At 62.1% G+C, this 20,423-nt stretch carries 19 protein-coding genes and 1 tRNA gene; 13 read left to right on the plus strand and 7 right to left on the minus strand.

Annotated elements, in window-relative coordinates:
* The first annotated feature begins 71 nt into the window (after positions 1–71).
* The 5 genes from N805_RS18470 (at position 72) to N805_RS18490 (ending at position 5,144) form a co-directional block, all read left to right on the plus strand.
* The gene (locus N805_RS18470) at positions 72–1,058 is read left to right on the plus strand and encodes an NAD(P)/FAD-dependent oxidoreductase (RefSeq protein WP_019470518.1); all 987 of its coding nucleotides are present in this window, start codon (positions 72–74) and stop codon (positions 1,056–1,058) included.
* Positions 1,059–1,158: 100 nt separating this feature from the next.
* On the plus strand, positions 1,159–2,127 hold the full coding sequence (locus tag N805_RS18475) for a YbgA family protein (RefSeq protein ID WP_019470517.1): 969 nt from the start codon (positions 1,159–1,161) through the stop codon (positions 2,125–2,127).
* Positions 2,117–3,016 carry a MerR family transcriptional regulator gene (locus N805_RS18480; protein WP_019470516.1) on the plus strand — a complete coding sequence of 300 codons (900 nt, stop codon included), beginning with the start codon at positions 2,117–2,119 and terminating at the stop codon, positions 3,014–3,016. Before N805_RS18475 ends, N805_RS18480 begins: the two co-directional genes overlap by 11 nt.
* A complete protein-coding gene (gene phrB, locus N805_RS18485) occupies positions 3,007–4,434 on the plus strand; it encodes a deoxyribodipyrimidine photo-lyase (RefSeq protein ID WP_019470515.1) in 1,428 nt (475 codons plus the stop codon). Before N805_RS18480 ends, phrB begins: the two co-directional genes overlap by 10 nt.
* Positions 4,435–4,445: 11 nt before the next feature.
* Positions 4,446–5,144: an SDR family oxidoreductase gene (locus N805_RS18490; RefSeq protein WP_019470514.1), complete on the plus strand. Its 699-nt coding sequence runs from the start codon at positions 4,446–4,448 to the stop codon at positions 5,142–5,144.
* A gap of 138 nt (positions 5,145–5,282) precedes the next feature.
* On the opposite strand, the gene N805_RS18495 is transcribed toward N805_RS18490, so the two are convergent.
* The 7 genes from N805_RS18495 to ltrA all read right to left on the minus strand — a co-directional run bounded on the left by N805_RS18495 (position 5,283) and on the right by ltrA (position 12,502).
* A complete protein-coding gene (locus N805_RS18495) occupies positions 5,283–5,801 on the minus strand; it encodes an acyloxyacyl hydrolase (protein WP_026034358.1) in 519 nt (172 codons plus the stop codon).
* A gap of 104 nt (positions 5,802–5,905) precedes the next feature.
* Positions 5,906–6,703, minus strand: a complete 798-nt coding sequence (murI, locus tag N805_RS18500) for a glutamate racemase (protein WP_019470512.1) — start codon at positions 6,701–6,703, stop codon at positions 5,906–5,908.
* Positions 6,696–7,451, minus strand: a complete 756-nt coding sequence (locus N805_RS18505; protein ID WP_019470511.1) for a molybdopterin-synthase adenylyltransferase MoeB — start codon at positions 7,449–7,451, stop codon at positions 6,696–6,698. Before N805_RS18505 ends, murI begins: the two co-directional genes overlap by 8 nt.
* On the minus strand, positions 7,445–8,275 hold the full coding sequence (gene prmC / locus N805_RS18510; protein ID WP_019470510.1) for a peptide chain release factor N(5)-glutamine methyltransferase: 831 nt from the start codon (positions 8,273–8,275) through the stop codon (positions 7,445–7,447). The genes N805_RS18505 and prmC overlap by 7 nt, the downstream gene beginning before the upstream one ends.
* Entirely contained in the window at positions 8,275–9,357 is a 1,083-nt protein-coding gene (prfA, locus tag N805_RS18515) for a peptide chain release factor 1 (protein WP_016501505.1), read from the minus strand. The genes prmC and prfA overlap by 1 nt, the downstream gene beginning before the upstream one ends.
* Positions 9,354–10,631: a glutamyl-tRNA reductase gene (gene hemA, locus N805_RS18520; RefSeq protein ID WP_019470509.1), complete on the minus strand. Its 1,278-nt coding sequence runs from the start codon at positions 10,629–10,631 to the stop codon at positions 9,354–9,356. The genes prfA and hemA overlap by 4 nt, the downstream gene beginning before the upstream one ends.
* Positions 10,632–11,134: 503 nt before the next feature.
* On the minus strand, positions 11,135–12,502 hold the full coding sequence (ltrA, locus tag N805_RS18530; RefSeq protein WP_019473142.1) for a group II intron reverse transcriptase/maturase: 1,368 nt from the start codon (positions 12,500–12,502) through the stop codon (positions 11,135–11,137).
* Between the two features lie 1,013 nt (positions 12,503–13,515).
* On the opposite strand from ltrA, the gene N805_RS18535 reads away from it, so the two are divergent.
* The 8 genes from N805_RS18535 (at position 13,516) to ychF (ending at position 20,310) form a co-directional block, all read left to right on the plus strand.
* Positions 13,516–15,237, plus strand: a complete 1,722-nt coding sequence (locus N805_RS18535; RefSeq protein WP_019470985.1) for a tetratricopeptide repeat protein — start codon at positions 13,516–13,518, stop codon at positions 15,235–15,237.
* A 4-nt stretch (positions 15,238–15,241) separates the two neighbouring features.
* Positions 15,242–15,859: a lipoprotein insertase outer membrane protein LolB gene (gene lolB / locus N805_RS18540; protein WP_019470986.1), complete on the plus strand. Its 618-nt coding sequence runs from the start codon at positions 15,242–15,244 to the stop codon at positions 15,857–15,859.
* 4 nt (positions 15,860–15,863) lie between these two features.
* Entirely contained in the window at positions 15,864–16,724 is an 861-nt protein-coding gene (gene ispE / locus N805_RS18545) for a 4-(cytidine 5'-diphospho)-2-C-methyl-D-erythritol kinase (RefSeq protein ID WP_019470987.1), read from the plus strand.
* 20 nt (positions 16,725–16,744) lie between these two features.
* Positions 16,745–16,819: transfer RNA gene (locus N805_RS18550), tRNA-Gln, on the plus strand.
* A 48-nt stretch (positions 16,820–16,867) separates the two neighbouring features.
* On the plus strand, positions 16,868–17,809 hold the full coding sequence (locus N805_RS18555) for a ribose-phosphate pyrophosphokinase (protein WP_003247410.1): 942 nt from the start codon (positions 16,868–16,870) through the stop codon (positions 17,807–17,809).
* Between the two features lie 118 nt (positions 17,810–17,927).
* Positions 17,928–18,521 carry a 50S ribosomal protein L25/general stress protein Ctc gene (locus tag N805_RS18560; protein WP_019470988.1) on the plus strand — a complete coding sequence of 198 codons (594 nt, stop codon included), beginning with the start codon at positions 17,928–17,930 and terminating at the stop codon, positions 18,519–18,521.
* A gap of 79 nt (positions 18,522–18,600) precedes the next feature.
* Entirely contained in the window at positions 18,601–19,185 is a 585-nt protein-coding gene (gene pth, locus N805_RS18565; protein ID WP_019470989.1) for an aminoacyl-tRNA hydrolase, read from the plus strand.
* Positions 19,186–19,209: 24 nt separating this feature from the next.
* Complete coding sequence (ychF, locus tag N805_RS18570) at positions 19,210–20,310, plus strand: redox-regulated ATPase YchF (protein ID WP_016484859.1); 1,101 nt, start codon at positions 19,210–19,212, stop codon at positions 20,308–20,310.
* Positions 20,311–20,423: the final 113 nt, after the last annotated feature.

Here is a 20,423-nt window from a genome sequence, read left to right on the forward strand (position 1 = left end):
ACAGAATTTCTGGATTGTACAGGTTTGCCTGACAGCGTAGTCTGCTAACAGCAAGGTTTGAAGAGGCCATCATGACAGTACCTATTGCCATCATCGGAGCCGGTATCGCCGGCTTGTCAGCCGCCCAGGCGTTGCAAAAGGCCGGGCAATCCGTGCATCTGTTCGACAAAGGCCACGGCAGTGGTGGGCGCATGGCCAGCAAGCGCAGCGAGGCCGGCGCGCTGGACCTCGGCGCCCAGTATTTCACTGCCCGTGACCGGCGCTTCGTCGAGCAGGTGCAACAGTGGGTTGCCGCCGGCTGGGCCGAGCAGTGGAAGCCACAGCTGTACAACTACCGTGATGGCGAGCTCACCCCCTCCCCTGACGAACAGACCCGCTGGGTAGGCGTACCACGCATGAGCGCCATCACCCGTGGCCTGCTCAAGGATGTGACGGTGAACTTCGGCTGCCGTATCGCCGAAGTGTTCCGTGGCAAGCAGTACTGGCACCTGCAAGACACCGAAGGCTGCAGCCATGGCCCTTACAGCCGCGTGGTGATCGCCGTGCCGGCACCGCAGGCCACGCCACTTCTGGCCTCCACCCCGAAATTGGCCGCCGTGGCTGCGGGCGTGCAAATGGAACCTGTATGGGCTGTCGCGCTGGCCTTCCAGACACCTTTGGACACCCCGATGCAAGGCTGCTTCGTGCAAGACAACCCGCTTGACTGGCTGGCCCGTAACCGCAGCAAGCCCGGCCGCGACGAGCAACTCGATACCTGGGTGCTGCACGCCACGTCTGACTGGAGCCGGCAGCATATCGACCTGCCCAAGGAAGAAGTGATCGAACAGCTGTGGGGCGAGTTCGCCGAGCTGGTCGGTTGCGTGGTGCCGGCCCCCACCTTCGCCCTGGCTCACCGCTGGCTCTATGCGCGCCCCAGCAGCAATCATGAGTGGGGCGCACTGGCCGATGCCGACCAAGGCTTGTACGCCTGCGGCGATTGGTGCCTGTCCGGGCGCGTAGAAGGCGCCTGGCTCAGCGGCCAGGAAGCGGCGCGGCGACTGCTCGAACACCTGGAGTGATGTAGCGTTATACACAAATTCTAGTTTGCATAACTTCCCGGCTGTGCTGGAATAAACTTGTACAAAATTTTAGATTCGTACAGGTTTACCGGAGGCAGCCATGCACGACCCTTCAGCCCATAGCAAGCCGCGTATCGCCATCAGCGCCTGCCTGACCGGGCATAGCGTGCGTTACAACGGCGGCCACAAAGCCTCAGACCTGTGCCGTACGCAACTGGATGCTCATTTCGACTGGCTGCCGGTGTGCCCGGAAGTCGCCATCGGCCTTGGCGTACCGCGCGACCCGATTCGGCTGGTCGGCAACCCCGAACGACCGGAAGTGGTCGGCACCCGTAACCCTGGCATGGACCTGACCGGCCCGCTACGCAGCTATGGCGTGCAGATGGCCGCCGAGCTCGACAGCATCTGCGGCTATATTTTCATGCAAAAGTCGCCCTCCTGCGGCCTGGAGCGGGTCAAGGTGTATCAGGACAACGGCCATCCGGCCATCCAGGGGGGGCGCGGCGTGTATGCCCAGGCCTTCTGCGCACAACGCCCGGACCTGCCAGTAGAGGAAGAAGGTCGCCTGCATGACCCCGTGCTGCGCGAGAACTTCATCAGCCGCGTGTACGCCTACGCCGACTGGCAGCGCCTGCTGGCCGGGGGCCTTACTCGGGGAGGCCTGGTGCGCTTTCATTCGCGTTACAAGTACCTGGTGATGGCCAACAACCCCCAGGCCTACCGCACGCTGGGCCGCCTGCTCGGCAGCATGAGCAAGGATGACGACCCACAAAGCATCGGCCCACGCTACTTCAGTCAGCTGATGCAGGCCCTGCGTCGCTGCGCCAGCCGCGGCACCCACTGCAATGTGCTGCAGCACCTCAGCGGCTATTTCAAGGACAGCCTGACGCAACAGGACAAAGCCGAGCTGCAGACAATCATCAGCCAGTACCAGCAAGGCGTGGTGCCGCTGGTAGTGCCGCTGACCCTGCTCAAGCACCATTTGCGCAAGCACCCCGACCCGTATCTGCTGCAACAGGCCTACCTGCAGCCGCATCCGGAAAGTCTGGGCTTGCGCAATGCAGTCTGACACCTTGCTCCCCATCGGTGAACTTGCCCGTCGCACGGGCGTAAACCCGGTCACCCTGCGCGCCTGGGAGCGCCGGTATGGCCTGCTCAAGCCGCAACGCACCGCAAAGGGGCATCGCCTGTACCCGCTGGACCAGATTGATCGGGTCGAGGCAGTCCTTGGCTGGCTGCAGCGTGGGGCATCGGTCGGGCAAGTACGCGAGCTGCTCGACAAACCCTCCAGCACGCTGCCCAAAGGTGACTGGCAGGCCCGGCAATTTCAGCTGATCGAAGCCATTGCCAGCCTGTCACAACGCGCCCTTGACCAGCAGCTCAACCAGGCCATGGCCCTGTACCCGGCCGTCACCCTGTGCGAACAACTGCTGCTGCCGCTGCTCGACCTCCTCGACCTGCGTTGGCGCAATTACTTCAATGCGCAGCTGGAACAGGCGTTTTTCCACAGTTGGCTACGCAGCAAGCTAGGTGCCCGGGTCTACCATGACAACCAGTTGCTGCAGGGCCCTGCGGTGTTGCTGGTGGAAGACAGCGAACGTGCCTTCAGCCCAGGTTTATGGCTATGCGCCTGGCTGTTCACCAGCAACGGGTTCCCGGTCGAGGTGTTGGAGCACCCCGTTGCCGGCCCGCACCTGCAACGCGCCGTCAGCACACTCAGCCCCCGCGCCGTGCTCCTGCACCTGGGGCCCCGCATCGATGGCAAGGCGCTGCAACGCACCCTGCACAACCTGCCCATGATAATCCTGGCCGGTGGCCCGATGCTGTTGCTGCATGAAAAGCAGCTGCGTGCCCTCGAGCTGCCCAACCTCGCCCTCTTCGAAACCCCGCAGGTGGCACTGCGCTTGCTTCAAGCCCAAAGCGGCCACCCTGTAGAGATGAATGCCCCATGCACCTGACCTGGCTGCGCAGCGACCTGCGCATCGATGACAACAACGCACTCAGCGCCGCCACCGAGCGCGGGCCGACCATTGCCCTGTGGCTGGTCAGCCCCGGGCAATGGCAAGCCCATGATGACGCCGCCTGCAAAGTCGATTTCTGGCTGCGCAACCTGCACGACCTGCGCCAGTCGCTGGAAGGCCTGAATATCCCGCTGCTGATCCGCAAGATCGACACTTGGGACCAGGCACCACAAGCCGTGCTTGAGGTATGCCGCCAACATCAGGTGGCAAGCGTTCACTGGAACGAAGAGTACGGCATCAACGAGCAGCGCCGCGACGATGCCACCCGGGCCCTGCTGGAAAAGTCGGGCATTCAGGCACAGAGCCACCTCGACCAGCTGTTCTTCCGCCCGGGCACCATCCTGACCCGCAGTGGCGACTACTTTCAGGTATTCAGCCAGTTCAAGAAAACCTGCCTGGCGCACCTGCACCGCAGCCTGCCTGCCATGGCCCACCGGGTTAAGCGCCAGGCACCGCTGCAAATCCCCAGTGACCCTGTTCCGCAACACGTGGACGGTTTTGAAACACCCGCGCGCGCCTTGCGTGAACATTGGCCAGCGGGTGAAGCCGAGGCGCAGCGGCGGCTGTCCCGCTTTCTCGACGAAACCATCGATGACTACCAGCAACTGCGTGACCTGCCTGCCAAACCGGGTACCAGCCAGCTTTCGACGTACCTGGCCGCCGGGGTGATCTCGCCCCGGCAGTGCCTGCACGGTGCCCTGGCCAGCAACCGGGGCGAGTTCGACAGTGGCAGTACGGGCGTGCAGACCTGGATCAACGAGCTGCTCTGGCGCGAATTCTACAAGCACATCCTCAGCGGTTATCCACAGGTCTCGCGCCACCGCGCCTTCCGCGTCCAGACCGAAGCCCTGCCCTGGCGCGATGCACCCGCCGACCTCGAAGCCTGGGAACAGGGCCGCACGGGTTTCCCGATTATCGACGCGGCCATGCGCCAGTTGCTGCACACCGGATGGATGCATAACCGGCTGCGCATGGTGGTGGCCATGTTCCTCAGCAAGAACCTGCTGATCGACTGGCGCAAGGGCGAGCGGCATTTCATGCGCCACCTGATAGACGGTGACCTGGCTGCCAACAACGGCGGCTGGCAGTGGAGCGCGTCCACCGGCACCGACGCGGTGCCCTATTTCCGCATCTTCAACCCTGTTTCACAGTCCCAGCGGTTCGATCCACAGGGGCATTTCATTCGGTACTGGTTGCCGGAGCTACATGACCTAGATGAGAAAACTATCCATGAACCGATGAAATCCAGGGATCTATTTGCTAATAATTTGTATCACAGTCCTATGGTCGATCTCAGCAGCAGTCGCCAGCGTGCACTGGAAGCCTTCAAAGGCCTTCCACGCCGGCAGGATTAGAGGGCAACGTCTTGAATGACTCACGAAGTTTTTGGGTTACGGGCGCCAGCAAGGGACTAGGTCTGGCTTTGGTGGAACGCTTGCTCGAACAGGGCCATCGCGTTGCCGCCAGTGCTAAGGAAAGCGAGGAATTGAATACATTGGCAGCACAACATGGTCGGCGTTTTTTGCGCCTGCCATGGCAGCTGCATGCCGAACCCGACGCAGCCGATGCCTGCCAGCAGATATGCCATGCCTGGTGCTCGCTGGATGGCTTGATCATCAATGCCGGGACCAGCGATTACCTGCCGGACGATGTAGCAGACAGCGAGCTGTTCGAGGCCATAGGCACTACCAACCAGCTGGCAGGTGAGCTTTGCCTGACCAAAGCGCTGCCTTTGCTGGCGAAGGGCAATTCGCCGCAGGTGATGGCGTTGTTCAACCGTTATTCGGCGTTGCAGCTGTATGCACCGACACAGGTCATTGCGGGCTGGAACAACCTGCCGCAATGGATGCGTGAGCAACGCAAAGGTCTGAAGGAGCTGGGCATCGAGCTGACCGTAGTGGCGCCACAGTCGCTGAAGGTGCCGGTGACGTCGGTGCAGGCGATACCGGAGCAATGGACGCCACAGAGTGTTGCACAAGAGTTGTTGCGTCGATGGCCGCAGGCTGAACCGGAACTGGTTCTGGAGACCCTGGACGTCAGTAGCCTGTGGCCGTTGACGCGCTAATGCCTGAAAACAGCGTTAGCTTCTTCGCGGGCGCGCCCGCTCCCACAGGAATAGCCAGATCTTGAATGCTGCAGTATCCCTGTGGGAGCGGGTTTATCGAAGCGTCGAACCGCCGCGAAGACGCCGGCGCAGGCGAACTCAGAGCGCCATGCGGTAATGGAGGCTGTAGCTCTCAACCCCATCGTTGGGCTCTTTGATACCCGCGTTGGAGTAATGGATCGCCCGCACCCCAATCTCATGCCCGCCGGCAAAGCGCAAACCAAAGCCGATGCGGTCCTCGAACTGGAATGCCGAGCCTAGCTCGTTGCTTTCCAGCTCGGTGCTGGAGAACGCCGCCACACCGATCCCCGCTTCGATGTAGGGCTTCACCGACTCCCCGGCAAATTCATAGACGAACACTGGCGCGAACGACAGGCTATGGTTGCTCGCCGTCTCGTCACCCTCCCAATAGGTGTAGGCTCCATCCCAGTAGCCGGTCAGCCGACCGACGCTGGTCTGCCACCAGCTCGCGTCCCAGTTCGATTGCAGCCCCAGCCGATAGACCATGGTCGAGTCACCGGTCTGCCCCACCGAAAACGAAATGTCGGCAGCCTGTGCCGACATCGCTTGACCCAAAGTAAAGGCGGCAGCCGCCGCCAAGCCGAGCAGTTTCCTCATGAGAAACATCCTTCTTCCTGATGCTGTTATTAGTGTCCGCCTCAAGCAGGCAAGCGGTAGAAAGCAGAAGTGGAACGATAGTTCAGCTGTTTTTCACGTTTTTTTCACAACGCAAAGCTTTGCACATCGTCGGACTTATGCCACAGCACAGGTAGGATTTTTCTGAGGGTTTCAGGGTCAGCGCTGGTCCAGAAGCGGGCGTCGCCGGCCGGGCCGTCGGCTAACAGGTCATTGGCACCCAGCAGCCTTTGCAACTGACGCGCCACCGCGGCGCCGGTGTCGATGATCGCCACATCGGCTGGCACAAGTTGGGCCAGTAACGGGCGCAAGAAAGGGTAATGGGTGCAGCCGAGGATCAGCGTGTCGCAGCCGGCGGCCAGCAACGGCTGCACATAGCCCTGCAGCATCTGGCGCAGCGCCAGGCTGGCCAGGTCACCGGTCTCGATCAGCTCGACCAGCCCCGGGCAAGGTTGCGTAATAACCTGTACGTCGTTGGCGAAACGGTCGAGCAAGGCTGCGAACTTGGCGCTTTGCAAGGTACCGGTGGTTGCCAGTACACCGACCACGCCCGAGCGGGTGGCGGCCGCAGCAGGCTTCACGGCCGGCTCCATGCCTACCAGCGGCCAGGTCGGGTACAGCTCGCGCAAGTCAGCCACTGCCGCCACCGTGGCGGTGTTGCACGCCAGGACCATGGCCTTGGCGCCTTGCGCATGAAAGAACCCGGCAATGTGCCGGCAGCGCTCGCGGATATAGTCCGGCGACTTTTCACCGTAAGGCACATGGCCGCAATCGGCCACATACAGCAGCGTCTCGTTGGGCAGCAGGCGCTGGATCTCGGCGAGTACCGACAAACCGCCGACCCCCGAGTCCATCACGCCGACCGGCGCCGAGCGCTCAGCCATCGCGCTTGCCGCAAACAGTACAGGCCGGGTCGCGCTTGACGCGCAGCTCGCGGATACGGGTGCCGAGGGCATCGATCAGCAGCAGGCGGCCCACCAGCGGCTCGCCGAAGCCGGCCAGCAGTTTCATGGCCTCCAGCGCTTGCAGGCTGCCCACCAGGCCCACCAGTGGCCCGATGACGCCAGCTTCGCTACAGGTCAGCTCATCTTCACTGCCATGCCCATACAGGCAGTGGTAGCAGGGGCTGTAGTCGCGTCGAGGGTCGAACACCGACAGCTGCCCTTCCAGGCGGATCGCCGCGCCGCTCACCAGGGGTTTGCCAGCAGCCACACAAGCAGCGTTGACCGCTTCACGGGTAGCAAAATTGTCGGAGCAATCCAGCACCAGGTCGACCGCCGCCACAGCAGCAGCGAGCGAGTCTTCATCCAGGGCCTGGCGATGGGCAACCAGGCCGATCTCCGGGTTGATCGCCTGCAAGCGTTGCAAGGCCGAATCGACCTTGCTCATGCCGACGCTGGCACTGTCGTGAATCACCTGGCGTTGCAGATTGGTCAGGTCGACGGTGTCGAAGTCGGCCAGGTGCAGCTCACCTACCCCGGCGGCAGCCAGGTACAGCGCAACCGGAGAGCCCAGGCCGCCGAGCCCCACAATCAGGGCCTTGCTCTGCTTGAGCCGCAGTTGGCCGTCGATGTCGATCTGGGCCAGCAATACCTGCCGGCTGTAACGCAGCAGTTCCTGATCACTCAGCATGGCAGGCGCCCCAGGGTAATGCGTTCATGGCCGCCCAGGTCCGTTCGGCTGGCGACCTCGATAAAGCCTTGCTCAGCCAGCAAGGCGCGTACCGCCGCTGCCTGGTCGTAACCATGCTCCAACAGCAACCAGCCACCCGGCAACAGGTGCGCGGGGGCCTGGGCAGCAATCACGCGCAGGTCGTCCAGGCCATCGGCGCCGGCCACCAGCGCACTGCTGGGCTCAAAGCGCACGTCACCGGCCACCAGGTGCGGGTCTGCGGCGGCAATGTAGGGCGGGTTGCTGACAATCAGGTCGAAACGCTCGCCGGCCAGGCTGCCGAACCAGTGGCTGACCCGCACCTGGGCGTTGCCCAGGCCCAGGCGCTGGCGGTTGCGCTCGGCCAGGGCAGCGGCTTCTTCCACCCGGTCAACCGCAGTTACCTGCCAGGCCGGGCGGTCGCTGGCCAGGGCCAGGGCAATCGCACCGGTACCGGTGCCAAGGTCGAGGACCTTGGCTGGCGAGGCGGGTTGCAGCTCGAGGGCAGTCTCGACCAATAGTTCGGTATCCGGCCGCGGGATCAGGGTATGCGGCGCCACCTCCAGGTCGATCTTCCAGAAGCCCTGCTGCCCGAGGATGTAGGCGACCGGCTCGCCGCCACGGCGGCGCTGCAGGTAATCGGCGTAGGTCTGGGCATCTTCGCTGCTGACGATTCGCTCGGGCCAGGTGTGCAGGTAGCTGCGCGACTTGCCGATGGCAGCAGCCAGCAGCAATTCGGCATCCAGCCGCTCGGTGGGCGATTCGGGCAACTGCGCGTTGCGCAGCAAGCTGGCGATGATGGTCATCAGTCCCCCAGGGCAGCCAGTTGGTCGGCCTGGTATTCGGCCAGTAGCGGTTCGATCACTGCGTCCACGCCACCGCTGAGGATGTCGTCCAGCGAGTACAAGGTCAGATTGATACGGTGATCGGTCACCCGGCCCTGTGGATAATTGTAGGTGCGGATGCGCTCGGAACGGTCACCGGAGCCCACCAGCAGCTTGCGCTCGCTGGCAATGGCATTCTGTGCTGCGCTGGTCTGCATGTCGTTGAGCTTGGCCGACAGCCAGGACATGGCACGGGCGCGGTTCTTGTGCTGCGAACGCTCTTCCTGGCATTCGACCACGATACCGGTGGGCAAGTGGGTAATACGGATCGCCGAGTCGGTCTTGTTCACGTGCTGGCCACCCGCGCCAGATGCACGGTAGGTGTCCACGCGCAGGTCGGCCGGGTTGATTTCGATGGCTGCTTGTTCGTCCGGCTCGGGCAGCACCGCCACTGTGCACGCGGAGGTATGCACGCGGCCCTGGGATTCGGTTTCGGGCACGCGCTGGACGCGGTGTGCGCCAGACTCGAACTTGAGCTTGCCGTAGACGTTCTCACCCTCGACACGGGCGATGATTTCCTTGTAGCCGCCGTGCTCGCCTTCGTTCTCGGACAAGATCTCCAGGCGCCAGCCGCGTTTTTCGGCGTAGCGCGAATACATGCGGAACAGGTCGCCGGAGAAGATCGCCGCCTCGTCGCCACCGGTCCCGGCGCGAATTTCGAGGAACACGTTGCGGCCGTCGTTGGGGTCTTTGGGCAGCAGCATGCGTTGCAGCTTCGCCTCCAGCGTCAGCAGCTGTTCCTTGGCTTCACGCACTTCTTCCACGGCCATTTCGCGCAGGTCCGGGTCGCTGTCCTTGAGCAGCGCCTGGGCGCCTTCAAGGTCGCCCTGGACTTTGCACCACTCTTTATAAGCAGCGTACACCGGCTCGACCTCGGCGTATTCACGGGAATACGCGCGAAAGCGCGTCTGGTCGGAGATGACCTCGGCATCACCGAGCAGGGCGGTGAGCTCTTCGAAGCGGTCCTGGAGGATATCCAGTTTGTTCAGCAGCGACGCTTTCATTGCGGGGATTTGTCCGTGGAGCCCTCGTTGAGGGCAAAGAGTTCCTGGGCCATGGCCAGCGCATCAAGGCGGCCCTCGGCCGAGAGCTTTTTCAACTGCACGCTGGGCGCATGCAGGAGTTTGTTGGTCAGTCCCCGGGCCAGCTGGGCCATTACGTCCTCGGGGTTGCCGCCGTTGGCCAGCAGGCGCAGGGCCTTTTGCAGTTCGTCGTCGCGCAGGCGCTCGCTCTGCTGGCGGTAGGCCTTGAGCACGTCCACCGCAGCCAGTTCACGCAGGCGCAGCATGAAATCTTCGGCACCTACCGATACCAGCTCTTCGGCAGCCTGGGCTGCGCCCTGGCGGCTCTTGAGGTTTTCCGCCACCACGTCGTGCAGGTCATCGACAGTGTACAGGTAGACGTCGTCCAGCTCGCCGACTTCAGGTTCGATGTCGCGCGGCACGGCAATGTCGACCATGAAGATGGGCTTGTGCCGTCGCTGTTTCAGCGCACTCTCGACCGCGCCTTTGCCCAAAATGGGCAGCTGGCTGGCGGTGGAACTGATGACGATGTCGCTGTTGGCCAGTTCCTGGGGGATGTCGGCCAGCAGTACGGCGTGTGCGCCAAACTGCTCGGCCAGGGTACTGGCCCGCTCCAGGGTACGGTTGGCCACGACGATACGCCGCACGCCTTGCTCATGCAGATGGCGAGCGACCAGGGTGATGGTTTCGCCCGCCCCGATCAACAAGGCCTGGCTTCGTCCCAGGTCGCTGAAGATCTGTTTGGCCAGGCTGACTGCGGCAAACGCCACCGATACCGGGTTTTCACCGATGGCGGTGTCGGTACGCACCTGCTTGGCAGCACTGAAGGTGGCCTGGAACAGGCGCCCGAGCAGCGGGCCGACGGTACCGGCCTCGCGCGCCACGGCGTAGGCGGACTTCATCTGGCCGAGGATCTGCGGCTCGCCGAGCACCAGCGAGTCCAGGCCCGAAGCCACGCGCATCATGTGCTTCACGGCATCGTGCTCTTCATGCACGTAGGCACTGGCGCGCAGCTCGTCCAGGCTGAGGCGGTGATAGTCGGCCAGCCATTGCAGCACGGCGTCGGCGGACAGGTGGTCCTGCTCTATATAGAGCTCGCTACGGTTGCAGGTCGACAGGATCGCCGCTTCGCGGCTGGACGTCAGTCGGCAGAGCTGCTGCAGGGCGTCTACCAGCTGCTCTGGGGTAAACGCCACGCGCTCGCGTACGTCTACCGAGGCAGTCTTATGGTTGATACCAAGTGCAAGAAAGGCCATGCAAGGTCGCTGGTTGTGACGGGAAGCCGATAATTGTCCTCTTTCGCAGGTTTTAGAACAACCACCGTTCGCTATTGCGCTGATAGCGCCGCGGCTATCGCCGCTCGCGGGCCAGCATGAGCGTTGATTTCAGCTTTCACTCCCGCTTTTGATCTGGCGTTTGATCTGCTTTTGATCTGGCTTTTGATCTGGCTTTTGATCTGGCTTTTGATCTTCGCGACTTCAGGAGGCCGAACGCAGGCCTTGCGAAGGGAGGTGACGGGCATGGATGCCCGTCAAGCGCTGGGCCCCAGGATGGGGCCTGCAGCGCGGTCCTCCCGGGAGCAAGGCCGGAGTGAGGGAACCCCGGAGCGCAGCGCAGGGGCCGGATGATGGGAGCGCAGCGTTTTTTGGTTACTTTTTGTCGCGTTTGACAAAATCGGCATAGGGGGCGGCCATCAGGCCGCGCCCCTGCCACACCACCCGGCATGCGGGTCCGCACCGGGCGGTTCGAGAGGTCCAGGTCAAATGAGACGGGGAAGTCCCATCCGGTCAAACCATGCCACCGTCAGAACACCGTGAATCCAACCGGCACTGTTGTGCCAAATTCTGTGGCTGTCGGCCGCAATCTGCGCGGCTAGATCGGGGTTAGCCCCCATCCTGCGCAGCTCACGGTGCGTTGTTCTACCGGTTCTCCATTGCTTGAGCTGGAGCGCCCTGAGCCTTCGTCGTATCCACCCGTCCAAACGCTTCCACATCGCAGTGGTTTGCGACAGACAGAAATACGCTTTCCAACCCAGTAGATAGGGCCGTAGTTTCCCAATCACCTGCTCCAAACTCTGACCACCATTACGCGCGGTCATTATTCGGATACGATGCTTGAAACTCCCTAGTGCCTTAGACGCGGTAACTCGCCTGATCTTTCCATCAGGGGCCAGCCAAAGGCTGTACCCTAAGAATTTTCGACCAAACACGCTGGCTACCGCACTTTTGTCTTCGTTCAAACGCAACCCAAGTCGACCGTAGAGGCGTCGGAGCACTGCCATCACCCGCAGGCCGGCTTTGGGGCTACGCACGTAAACGTTGGCATCATCGGCATACCTGACGGAGCAATGACCTCGCCGCTCTAATTCTTGATCTACTTCATCCAGCACTACATTGGCCAACAGTGGTGAGAGCGGACCACCTTGCGGGGCTCCTTGTCTGCTGACCACGATGTCGCCGCCGATCCACGCCCCGCAGTTCAGGTAGGCCCGGATCAGGCGGAGTACGCCACGATCAGTCACCTTCCTGCCCAGTCGGGCGATCAGCAGATCATGATTGATGCAGTCGAAGAACTGCTCCAAGTCGACATCCACTACAACCTTTCGCCCCGATTGGACATACTGCTGCGCTGCCAGAACAGCCTGGTGAGCGTTGCGTCCCGGGCGAAAGCCGTAGCTGTGGGAGCTGAAGTCAGGGTCCAGCATCGGCTGGAGGACCTGCAACAGTGCCTGCTGAATGATCCTGTCCGTCACCGTCGGGATGCCGAGCTTGCGCTCACCTCCTCCCGGCTTAGGGATCAATACCCTGCGTACGGGGGCCGGCCGGTATTGACCAGCCAATATCTGGCTGCGCATGCCTGGCCATGCCGTCTTCAGGTGCTCTATGGTTTCGTCGATCGTCAGACCGTCCACTCCAGCAACACCTTTGTTCGAACGCACCCGCTTGAGGGCAAGCAATAGATTTTCTCTGGTCAGGGCTGCTAGAAGCAGCCCCCCACCTGTGGGGTTTGGATCACGTTGCGGACAGCAGGCTTCAGCACTGGTAGCAAAACCTCGGGATTCACCCTTCGTCGTTGCTTCCCGCCCTGGTTCCCCAGGCATCTGCTGCGTGGCCTGCTGTATCTTCATGTCAAACCACTTTCCTTCTCGTTTGGCCCTTCACTGCCAGGCAGCTACTACGGCCTCTGCTGACTTCTCGCTCCGGTTCACACCGTTGTCCTTTCAGACACGAGGCAAGATCTCCCCGGGTAAGAACGTCATCCTTCACCTCACAACCGCCGCATTTACGTATCCGGCCTCTAGGCCACAAGAGCTTCGCAGGCACTTGGCTGCTCGCCCTAACCGAATACGCCTCGGATGCGATTCGTGTACCTCGGCTCAAGGTTTACGCTCCACGCTTCCTTCCCACAGTCGGTCGCCCTTCTGCAGTTGCGCTTCGCTTCGTTCGCTGTGGCCAGCTAACGGGAGGACTTGCACCTCCAAGATGACGCCCATGACGGGCGCACAAGTGACTCGCCGTAAGGGCGAAAAGGTGAGTCAGCGTCGACATCGCAAATGGCCTATGCGCGAGCTAAAAACCAGCGCTGTTTCGCTGTTCGCTGTTCGCTGTTCGCTTTCAGGTGCGGGCATCAACAATGCGGTCAACATTCATTTTCAAAGGTGGCGCTTAGTCACCTTTCCGCCCTTACGGCGGGTCACTTTTTGTCAAACGCGACAAAAAGTAACCAAAAAACGCTGGCTCCCATCATCCGGCCCCTGCGCTTCGCTCCGGGGTCCCCTCGCTCCGGGCTTGCTCCCGGGAGGACCGCGCTGCAGGCCCCATCCTGGGGCCCAGCGCTTGACGGGCATCCATGCCCGTCACCTCCCTACGCAAGCCCTGCGCTCGGCCTCCTGAAGTCGCAATCTGCGTAGCTTGAACTATCGCGCGCTTAGAAGCAGAAACAGAAACAGAAACAGAAACAGAAACAAAAGCGTGAGCTCGCGCGAGCGCTGGGCATCGTGGCAATGCCTGGGCGAACCCTGCGCGCGCTGCGCGGTCTGCATGTGCTAAGCATATGCTTCATACCTTCGCAGGTGGGTTTTGCCCCCGCGCTTGTGTCATCATGCTCCGACCGCCGGTGAGTCCTCCTATAAGCCTTTCTATGAACAAACCATACGCATTGCTGCTTGCCTTCGCCCTGCTCCAGGGCTGCCAGAGCCTGGCCCCGCAAAAGGCCGAGCCTCCCGTCGCCGAAGCCGGCAAGGGCGAGGCGGAAAAGCCCGTGGTGTATGGCTCGTTCAAGCAGGACACACTGTATAGCCTGCTGGTCGCGGAACTGGCCGGCCAGCGCAACCGCTTCGACATTGCCCTGGCCAACTACACCGACCAGGCAGCAAAAACCCAGGACCCCGCGGTTTCCGAGCGCGCCTACCGCATTGCCGAATACCTCGGCGCCGACGAGCCTGCGCTGGACAACGCGCTGGTCTGGGCCCGCAACGACCCGCAGAACCTCGACGCCCAGCGCGCCGCCGCCATCCAACTGGCCCGCGCCGGCCGCTATGACGACTCCATGGCCTACATGGAAAAGGTGCTGCAGGGCCAAGGCGACACCCACTTCGACTTCCTCGCCCTGTCCGCCGCCGAAACCGACCAGAGCACCCGCGACGGCCTGCTGCAAAGCTTCGAGCGCCTGCTGGTGAAATACCCCGACAACGGTCAGTTGGTGTTCGGCAAGGCCCTATTGCTAAACCAGGACGGCAAGGCCGAAGAGGCGCTGGAGTTGCTCGAATCGCACCCGACGCAAAACGGCGAAATTGCCCCGATCCTGCTGCGCGCCCGCCTGCTGCAAGCCCTGGACCGCGGCCCCGAGGCACTGCCCCTGCTGCGCGGCGCAATCCGCGACAACCCGGATGACAAGCGCCTGCGCCTGACCTACGCCCGCACCCTGGTCGAGCAGGACCGCATCGCCGATGCCAAGGGCGAGTTCCTCAGCCTGGTCCAGCAATACCCCGACGATGACGAGCTGCGTTACTCACTGGCTCTGGTGTGCCTGGAAAACAAAGACTGGGATGAAGCCGAAGGCTACCTGCAAGAGCTGATCGAGCGTGACAGCAACGTCGACGCCGCACACCTGAACCTGGGCCGCATCCGCGAAGAACGCCACGACCCCGCTGGCGCCCTGCGCGAGTACGCCCTGGTCGGCCCTGGCCCCGACTACCTGCCGGCGCAGCTGCGCCAGGCCGACATCCTGATTGCCAACGGCCGCGGCACCGAGGCCTCGCGCCTGCTCGCCGAGGCCCGCGAAGCCCAGCCGGACTACGCCATCCAGCTGTTCCTGATCGAATCGGAAAGCTACAGCAATAACAACAAGGACGCCCAGGCCAGCCAGGTGCTGCAGCAAGCCATCCAGCGCTACCCGGACGACCTCAACCTGCTGTACACCCGCGCCATGCTGGCCGAAAAACGTGACGACCTTGGCCAGCTGGAAAAAGACCTGCGCGCCATCATCGCCCGCGAGCCGGAAAATGCCATGGCCCTGAACGCCCTGGGCTACACCCTGGCCGACCGCACCACTCGCTACACCGAAGCCAAGGCGCTGATCGACAAGGCCCACCAGCTGACCCCGGACGACCCGGCGGTCCTCGACAGCCTGGGCTGGGTCAACTACCGCCTGGGCAACCTCGACGAGGCTGAAACCTACCTGCGCCAAGCCTTCTCCAACTTCCCCGACCACGAAGTGGCTGCCCACCTGGGCGAAGTGCTGTGGGCCAACGGCAAGCGCCGCGAAGCCCGCCAGGTATGGGCCAAGGGCTTCGAAGCCCAGGCCGACAGCCCCATCCTGCGCAAGACCCTCCTGCGCCTGACCGGATCCGAGACCCTTTAACGCCATGTTTTTGCGCCATTGCATCACCTTCACCCTGATTGCCCTGCTGGCCGGCTGTGCCGGCTTCGGTAGCCGCGAGGCCCTGCAAGGTCACGGCGACCCACAACAGTGGCGGGCCCATAAAGAGCAGCTGAGCAACCTTGATGGCTGGCAGATCAACGGCAAGGTCGGCATCCGCGCCCCGCGCGACTCCGGCAGCGGCACGCTGTTCTGGCTGCAGCGCCAGGACTACTACGACATCCGCCTGGCCGGCCCGCTCGGCCGTGGTGCCGCACGCCTGACCGGCCGCCCCGGCGGCGTGGTACTGGAAGTAGCCAACCAGGGCCGCTTCGAGGCCACCAGCCCGGAAGCCCTGCTGGAAGAGCAGCTTGGCTGGCGGCTGCCAGTGTCGCACCTGATCTGGTGGGTGCGCGGCCTGCCCGCCCCCGACAGCAAGAGCAAGCTGACCCTGGACGGTGACAGCCGCCTGGCCAGCCTCGACCAGGATGGCTGGCAGGTGCAGTACCTGAGCTACACCGAGCAGAATGGCTACTGGTTGCCCGAGCGCCTGAAACTGCACGGCAAGGACCTGGACGTGACCCTGGTGGTAAAGGACTGGCAGCCACGCCAGCTGGGGCACTGATTTCATGCACACGCTCACCCTGCCCGCCCCGGCCAAGCTCAACCTGTGGCTGCATATCATCGGCCGCCGCGCGGATGGCTATCACGAGCTGGAAACCGTGTTCCAGTTTCTCGACCATGGCGACGAACTGAGTTTCGCCGTACGTGACGATGGCGTGATCCGCCTGCACACCGAGATCGAGGCAGTACCGCACGACAGCAACCTGATCGTGCGTGCCGCGCGCAAGCTGCAGGCACAGTCCGGCAGCCCGTTGGGTGCCGACATCTGGCTGACCAAGGTGCTGCCCATGGGTGGCGGTATCGGCGGTGGCAGCTCGGATGCCGCTACCACCCTGCTGGCCCTGGCCCACCTGTGGCAACTGGACTGGGACGAAGACCGCCTGGCCGCACTGGGCCTGAGCCTGGGTGCCGACGTACCGGTATTCGTGCGTGGCCATGCGGCGTTCGCACAAGGCGTGGGCGAACAGCTGACCCCGGTCGACCCGGAGGAGCCCTGGTATGTCGTGCTGGTGCCGCAAGTGTCTGTCAGTACAGTAGAAATTTTTTCACATCCACAGTTGACACGTGATTCCCTCCCCCTTAATATGCGCCCCGTTCCCGAGGGAAACAGTCGAAATGACTGCCAACCGGTGGTAGAGCAGAGTTACCCAGAAGTTCGCAATGCGTTGAATTCACTGGGCAAATTCACTGAGGCTCGACTAACCGGCACTGGAAGTTGTGTGTTTGGGGCCTTCCCAAGCAAAGCCGAAGCTGATAAAGTTCTGGCCCTTCTTTCAGCGACCCAAACAGGGTTTGTGGCGAAAGGAAGCAATATTTCGATGTTGCATCGCAAGCTGCAAAGTCTGGTCAAGAAGTCGAGCGCATAAGCGTTCGCAGCAACAGATACAGGGGCGTCGCCAAGCGGTAAGGCAGCAGGTTTTGATCCTGCCATGCGTTGGTTCGAATCCAGCCGCCCCTGCCATTTTCCTTATACTCATCCAGGTATACCCTCAGCCTTCAGGTACTGCGCGTGTCCAAGATGATGGTCTTTACGGGGAACGCTAACCCCGATCTGGCTCGGCGTGTCGTACGTCAGCTGCATATCCCTCTCGGTGACGTCTCTGTCGGTAAATTCTCCGACGGCGAGATCAGCACTGAGATCAATGAAAATGTTCGCGGTAAAGACGTTTTCATTATTCAGCCGACCTGTGCCCCGACCAACGATAACCTGATGGAACTGGTAGTGATGGCCGACGCCTTCCGCCGCTCCTCAGCATCCCGAATCACCGCCGTGATTCCTTACTTCGGATATGCCCGCCAGGACCGCCGTCCGCGTTCGGCACGTGTAGCCATCAGCGCCAAAGTTGTCGCTGACATGCTCACTGTCGTGGGTATCGACCGTGTTCTCACCGTCGACCTGCACGCTGACCAGATCCAAGGCTTCTTCGATATCCCCGTCGACAACATCTACGGCTCGCCCGTACTGGTCGACGACATCGAAGACCAGCGTTTCGAGAACCTGATGATCGTCTCCCCGGACATTGGTGGTGTCGTGCGCGCACGTGCCGTTGCCAAGTCCCTGGGCGTCGACCTGGGTATCATCGACAAACGCCGCGAGAAGGCTAACCACTCCGAGGTCATGCACATCATCGGCGACGTCGAAGGGCGCACCTGCATCCTGGTAGACGACATGGTCGACACCGCCGGCACCCTGTGCCATGCGGCCAAAGCCCTGAAAGAGCACGGCGCTGCCAAGGTTTACGCCTACTGCACGCACCCTGTCCTGTCGGGCCGCGCGATCGAGAACATCGAGAAGTCGGTACTGGACGAGCTGGTGGTGACCAACACCGTTCCGCTGTCCGCCGCTGCTCAAGCCTGTGACCGTATCCGCCAGCTGGATATCGCACCGGTTGTCGCTGAAGCGGTCCGCCGCATCAGCAATGAAGAATCGATCAGCGCGATGTTCCGCTAAGCGGAACGCGTGTTGATGTGAAGCGCCCCGCCCCAGCATGTGTTGGGGCGGGGCTTTTTTGCCATCCCCGTTGGCGCTGGTCGCAAACGCCCTCGGGGGGCTATTTTGGAGAAACAAAATGACTGATTTTATTCTGAACGCCCAAGCGCGTACTGACCTGGGGAAAGGTGCGAGCCGCCGCCTGCGTCATGCGCTGAGCATCCCGGCCGTTGTCTACGGTGGTGACAAAGAAGCTCAATCCCTGACCATCCTGGCCAAGGAAATCACCAAGCTGTTCGAAGACGAGGCTGCCTTCAGCCACGTGATCGAGCTGAACGTTGACGGCGTCAAGCAGAACGTCATCATCAAGGCCATGCAGCGCCACCCAGCCAAGCAGTTCATCATGCACGCCGACTTCGTTCGCGTCGTTGCTGGCCAGAAACTGACCGCTGTTGTCCCAGTGCACTTCATCAACGAAGAAGCACCGGTCAAGAAAGGCGGCGAGATCTCGCACGTTGAATCGCAGATCGAAGTTTCCTGCGAAGCCAAAGACCTGCCTGAGTTCATCGAAGTTGACCTGGCAAACGCCGAAGTCGGCACCATCATCCACCTGTCGGACCTGAAAGCTCCGAAAGGCGTAGAGTTCGTAGCTCTGGCCCACGGTGATGACAAAGCTGTTGCCAACGTTCACGCTCCACGCGTTGCTCCAGAAGCAGAAGGCGCTGCCGAGTAATCCACTCGCACGCCGGCGTTGATCGGGTTACAGTGCCGCGCGCACTGTAACCCACCAACTCCAAGGAAGAGCCCCTGACGTGACCGCCATCCAGTTGATCGTTGGCCTGGGTAACCCCGGCCCCGAATACGAACAGACCCGGCATAACGCAGGGGCTCTTTTCGTTGAACGCATTGCCAGCGCACAGCGTGTTTCGCTCGCCGCTGACAAAAAGTATTTCGGCCTGACGGCTAAATTCAGCCATCAGGGCAACGACGTTCGTTTGTTGATCCCCACCACCTACATGAACCGCAGCGGCCAGGCCGTGGCGGCCTTGGCCAATTTCTTCCGCATCAAGCCGGAAGCAATCCTGGTGGCGCACGACGAACTCGACCTGCCTCCGGGCGTTGCCAAGCTCAAGCGCGGCGGCGGCCATGGTGGGCACAACGGCCTGCGCGACATCATCGCGCAGCTCGGCAACCAGAACGACTTCCACCGCCTGCGGCTTGGCATTGGCCACCCGGGTGACGCCAAACTGGTCTCCAACTTCGTCCTGGGCCGCGCGCCGCGCGCCGAGCAGGAGAAGCTCGACGCCAGCATCGATTTTGCCCTCGGCGTGCTGCCGGACGTGCTTGCCGGCGACTTTGCCAAGGCGATGCGCGAGCTGCACAGCCAAAAGGCCTGATTTCCTTTAGAGAGGGGAATACCCATGGGTTTCAATTGCGGCATCGTCGGCCTGCCCAACGTCGGCAAGTCCACCCTGTTCAACGCACTGACCAAGTCTGGCATCGCGGCGGAGAACTTCCCTTTCTGCACCATCGAGCCAAATAGCGGCATCGTGCCGATGCCCGATGCTCGTCTGGCTGCGCTGGCTGAAATCGTCAAGCCAAACCGCATCCTGCCGACCACCATGGAATTCGTCGATATCGCCGGCCTGGTCGCCGGTGCCTCGAAAGGCGAAGGCCTGGGCAACAAGTTTCTCGCCAACATCCGCGAGACCGACGCCATTGCCCACGTGGTGCGCTGCTTCGAAGACGAAAACGTGATCCACGTTTCCAACAGCGTCGACCCCAAGCGTGACATCGAGATCATCGACCTCGAACTGATCTTCGCCGACCTCGACAGCTGCGAAAAGCAACTGCAGAAGGTAGCCCGCAACGCCAAGGGCGGCGACAAGGAAGCCCTGGCGCAAAAGGCCATTCTGGAAAAGCTGATCCCGCACTTTACCGAAGGCAAGCCTGCGCGCAGCCTGATGAAGAACATGGCTGACGACGAAAAAGCCGTCATTCGTGGCTTCCACCTGCTGACCAGCAAGCCGGTGATGTACATCGCCAACGTTGCCGAAGACGGCTTCGACAACAACCCGCACCTGGACGTGGTCAAGGCCATCGCCGAGGAAGAAGGCGCGGTAGTGGTGCCGGTGTGCAACAAGATCGAAGCAGAAATCGCCGAGCTGGACGACGGTGAAGAGAAGGACATGTTCCTCGAGGCCCTGGGCCTGGAAGAGCCTGGCCTGAACCGCGTGATCCGCGCCGGTTACGAGCTGCTGAACCTGCAGACCTACTTCACTGCCGGCGTGCAGGAAGTGCGTGCCTGGACCGTACGCGTCGGCGCCACTGCACCGCAGGCTGCTGGTGTTATTCACACCGACTTCGAAAAAGGTTTCATCCGCGCTGAAGTGGTGGCCTATGACGACTTCATCCAGTTCAAAGGTGAAGGCGGTGCGAAGGAAGCCGGCAAGTGGCGCCTGGAAGGCAAGGATTACATCGTCAAGGACGGCGACGTGATGCACTTCCGCTTCAACGTCTGATGTAGCCACTGTTTTCACAGCGTCCCATGAGACTGTCCAGCCCTGAGAACAGGTGCAAATCTTGTTCAGGACCGGGCACTCAATACGAAGAAGCCGCGCAATAGCGCGGCTTT

It is taken from the genome of Pseudomonas putida S13.1.2, assembly GCF_000498395.2.
Lineage (GTDB): Bacteria > Pseudomonadota > Gammaproteobacteria > Pseudomonadales > Pseudomonadaceae > Aquipseudomonas > Aquipseudomonas putida_Q.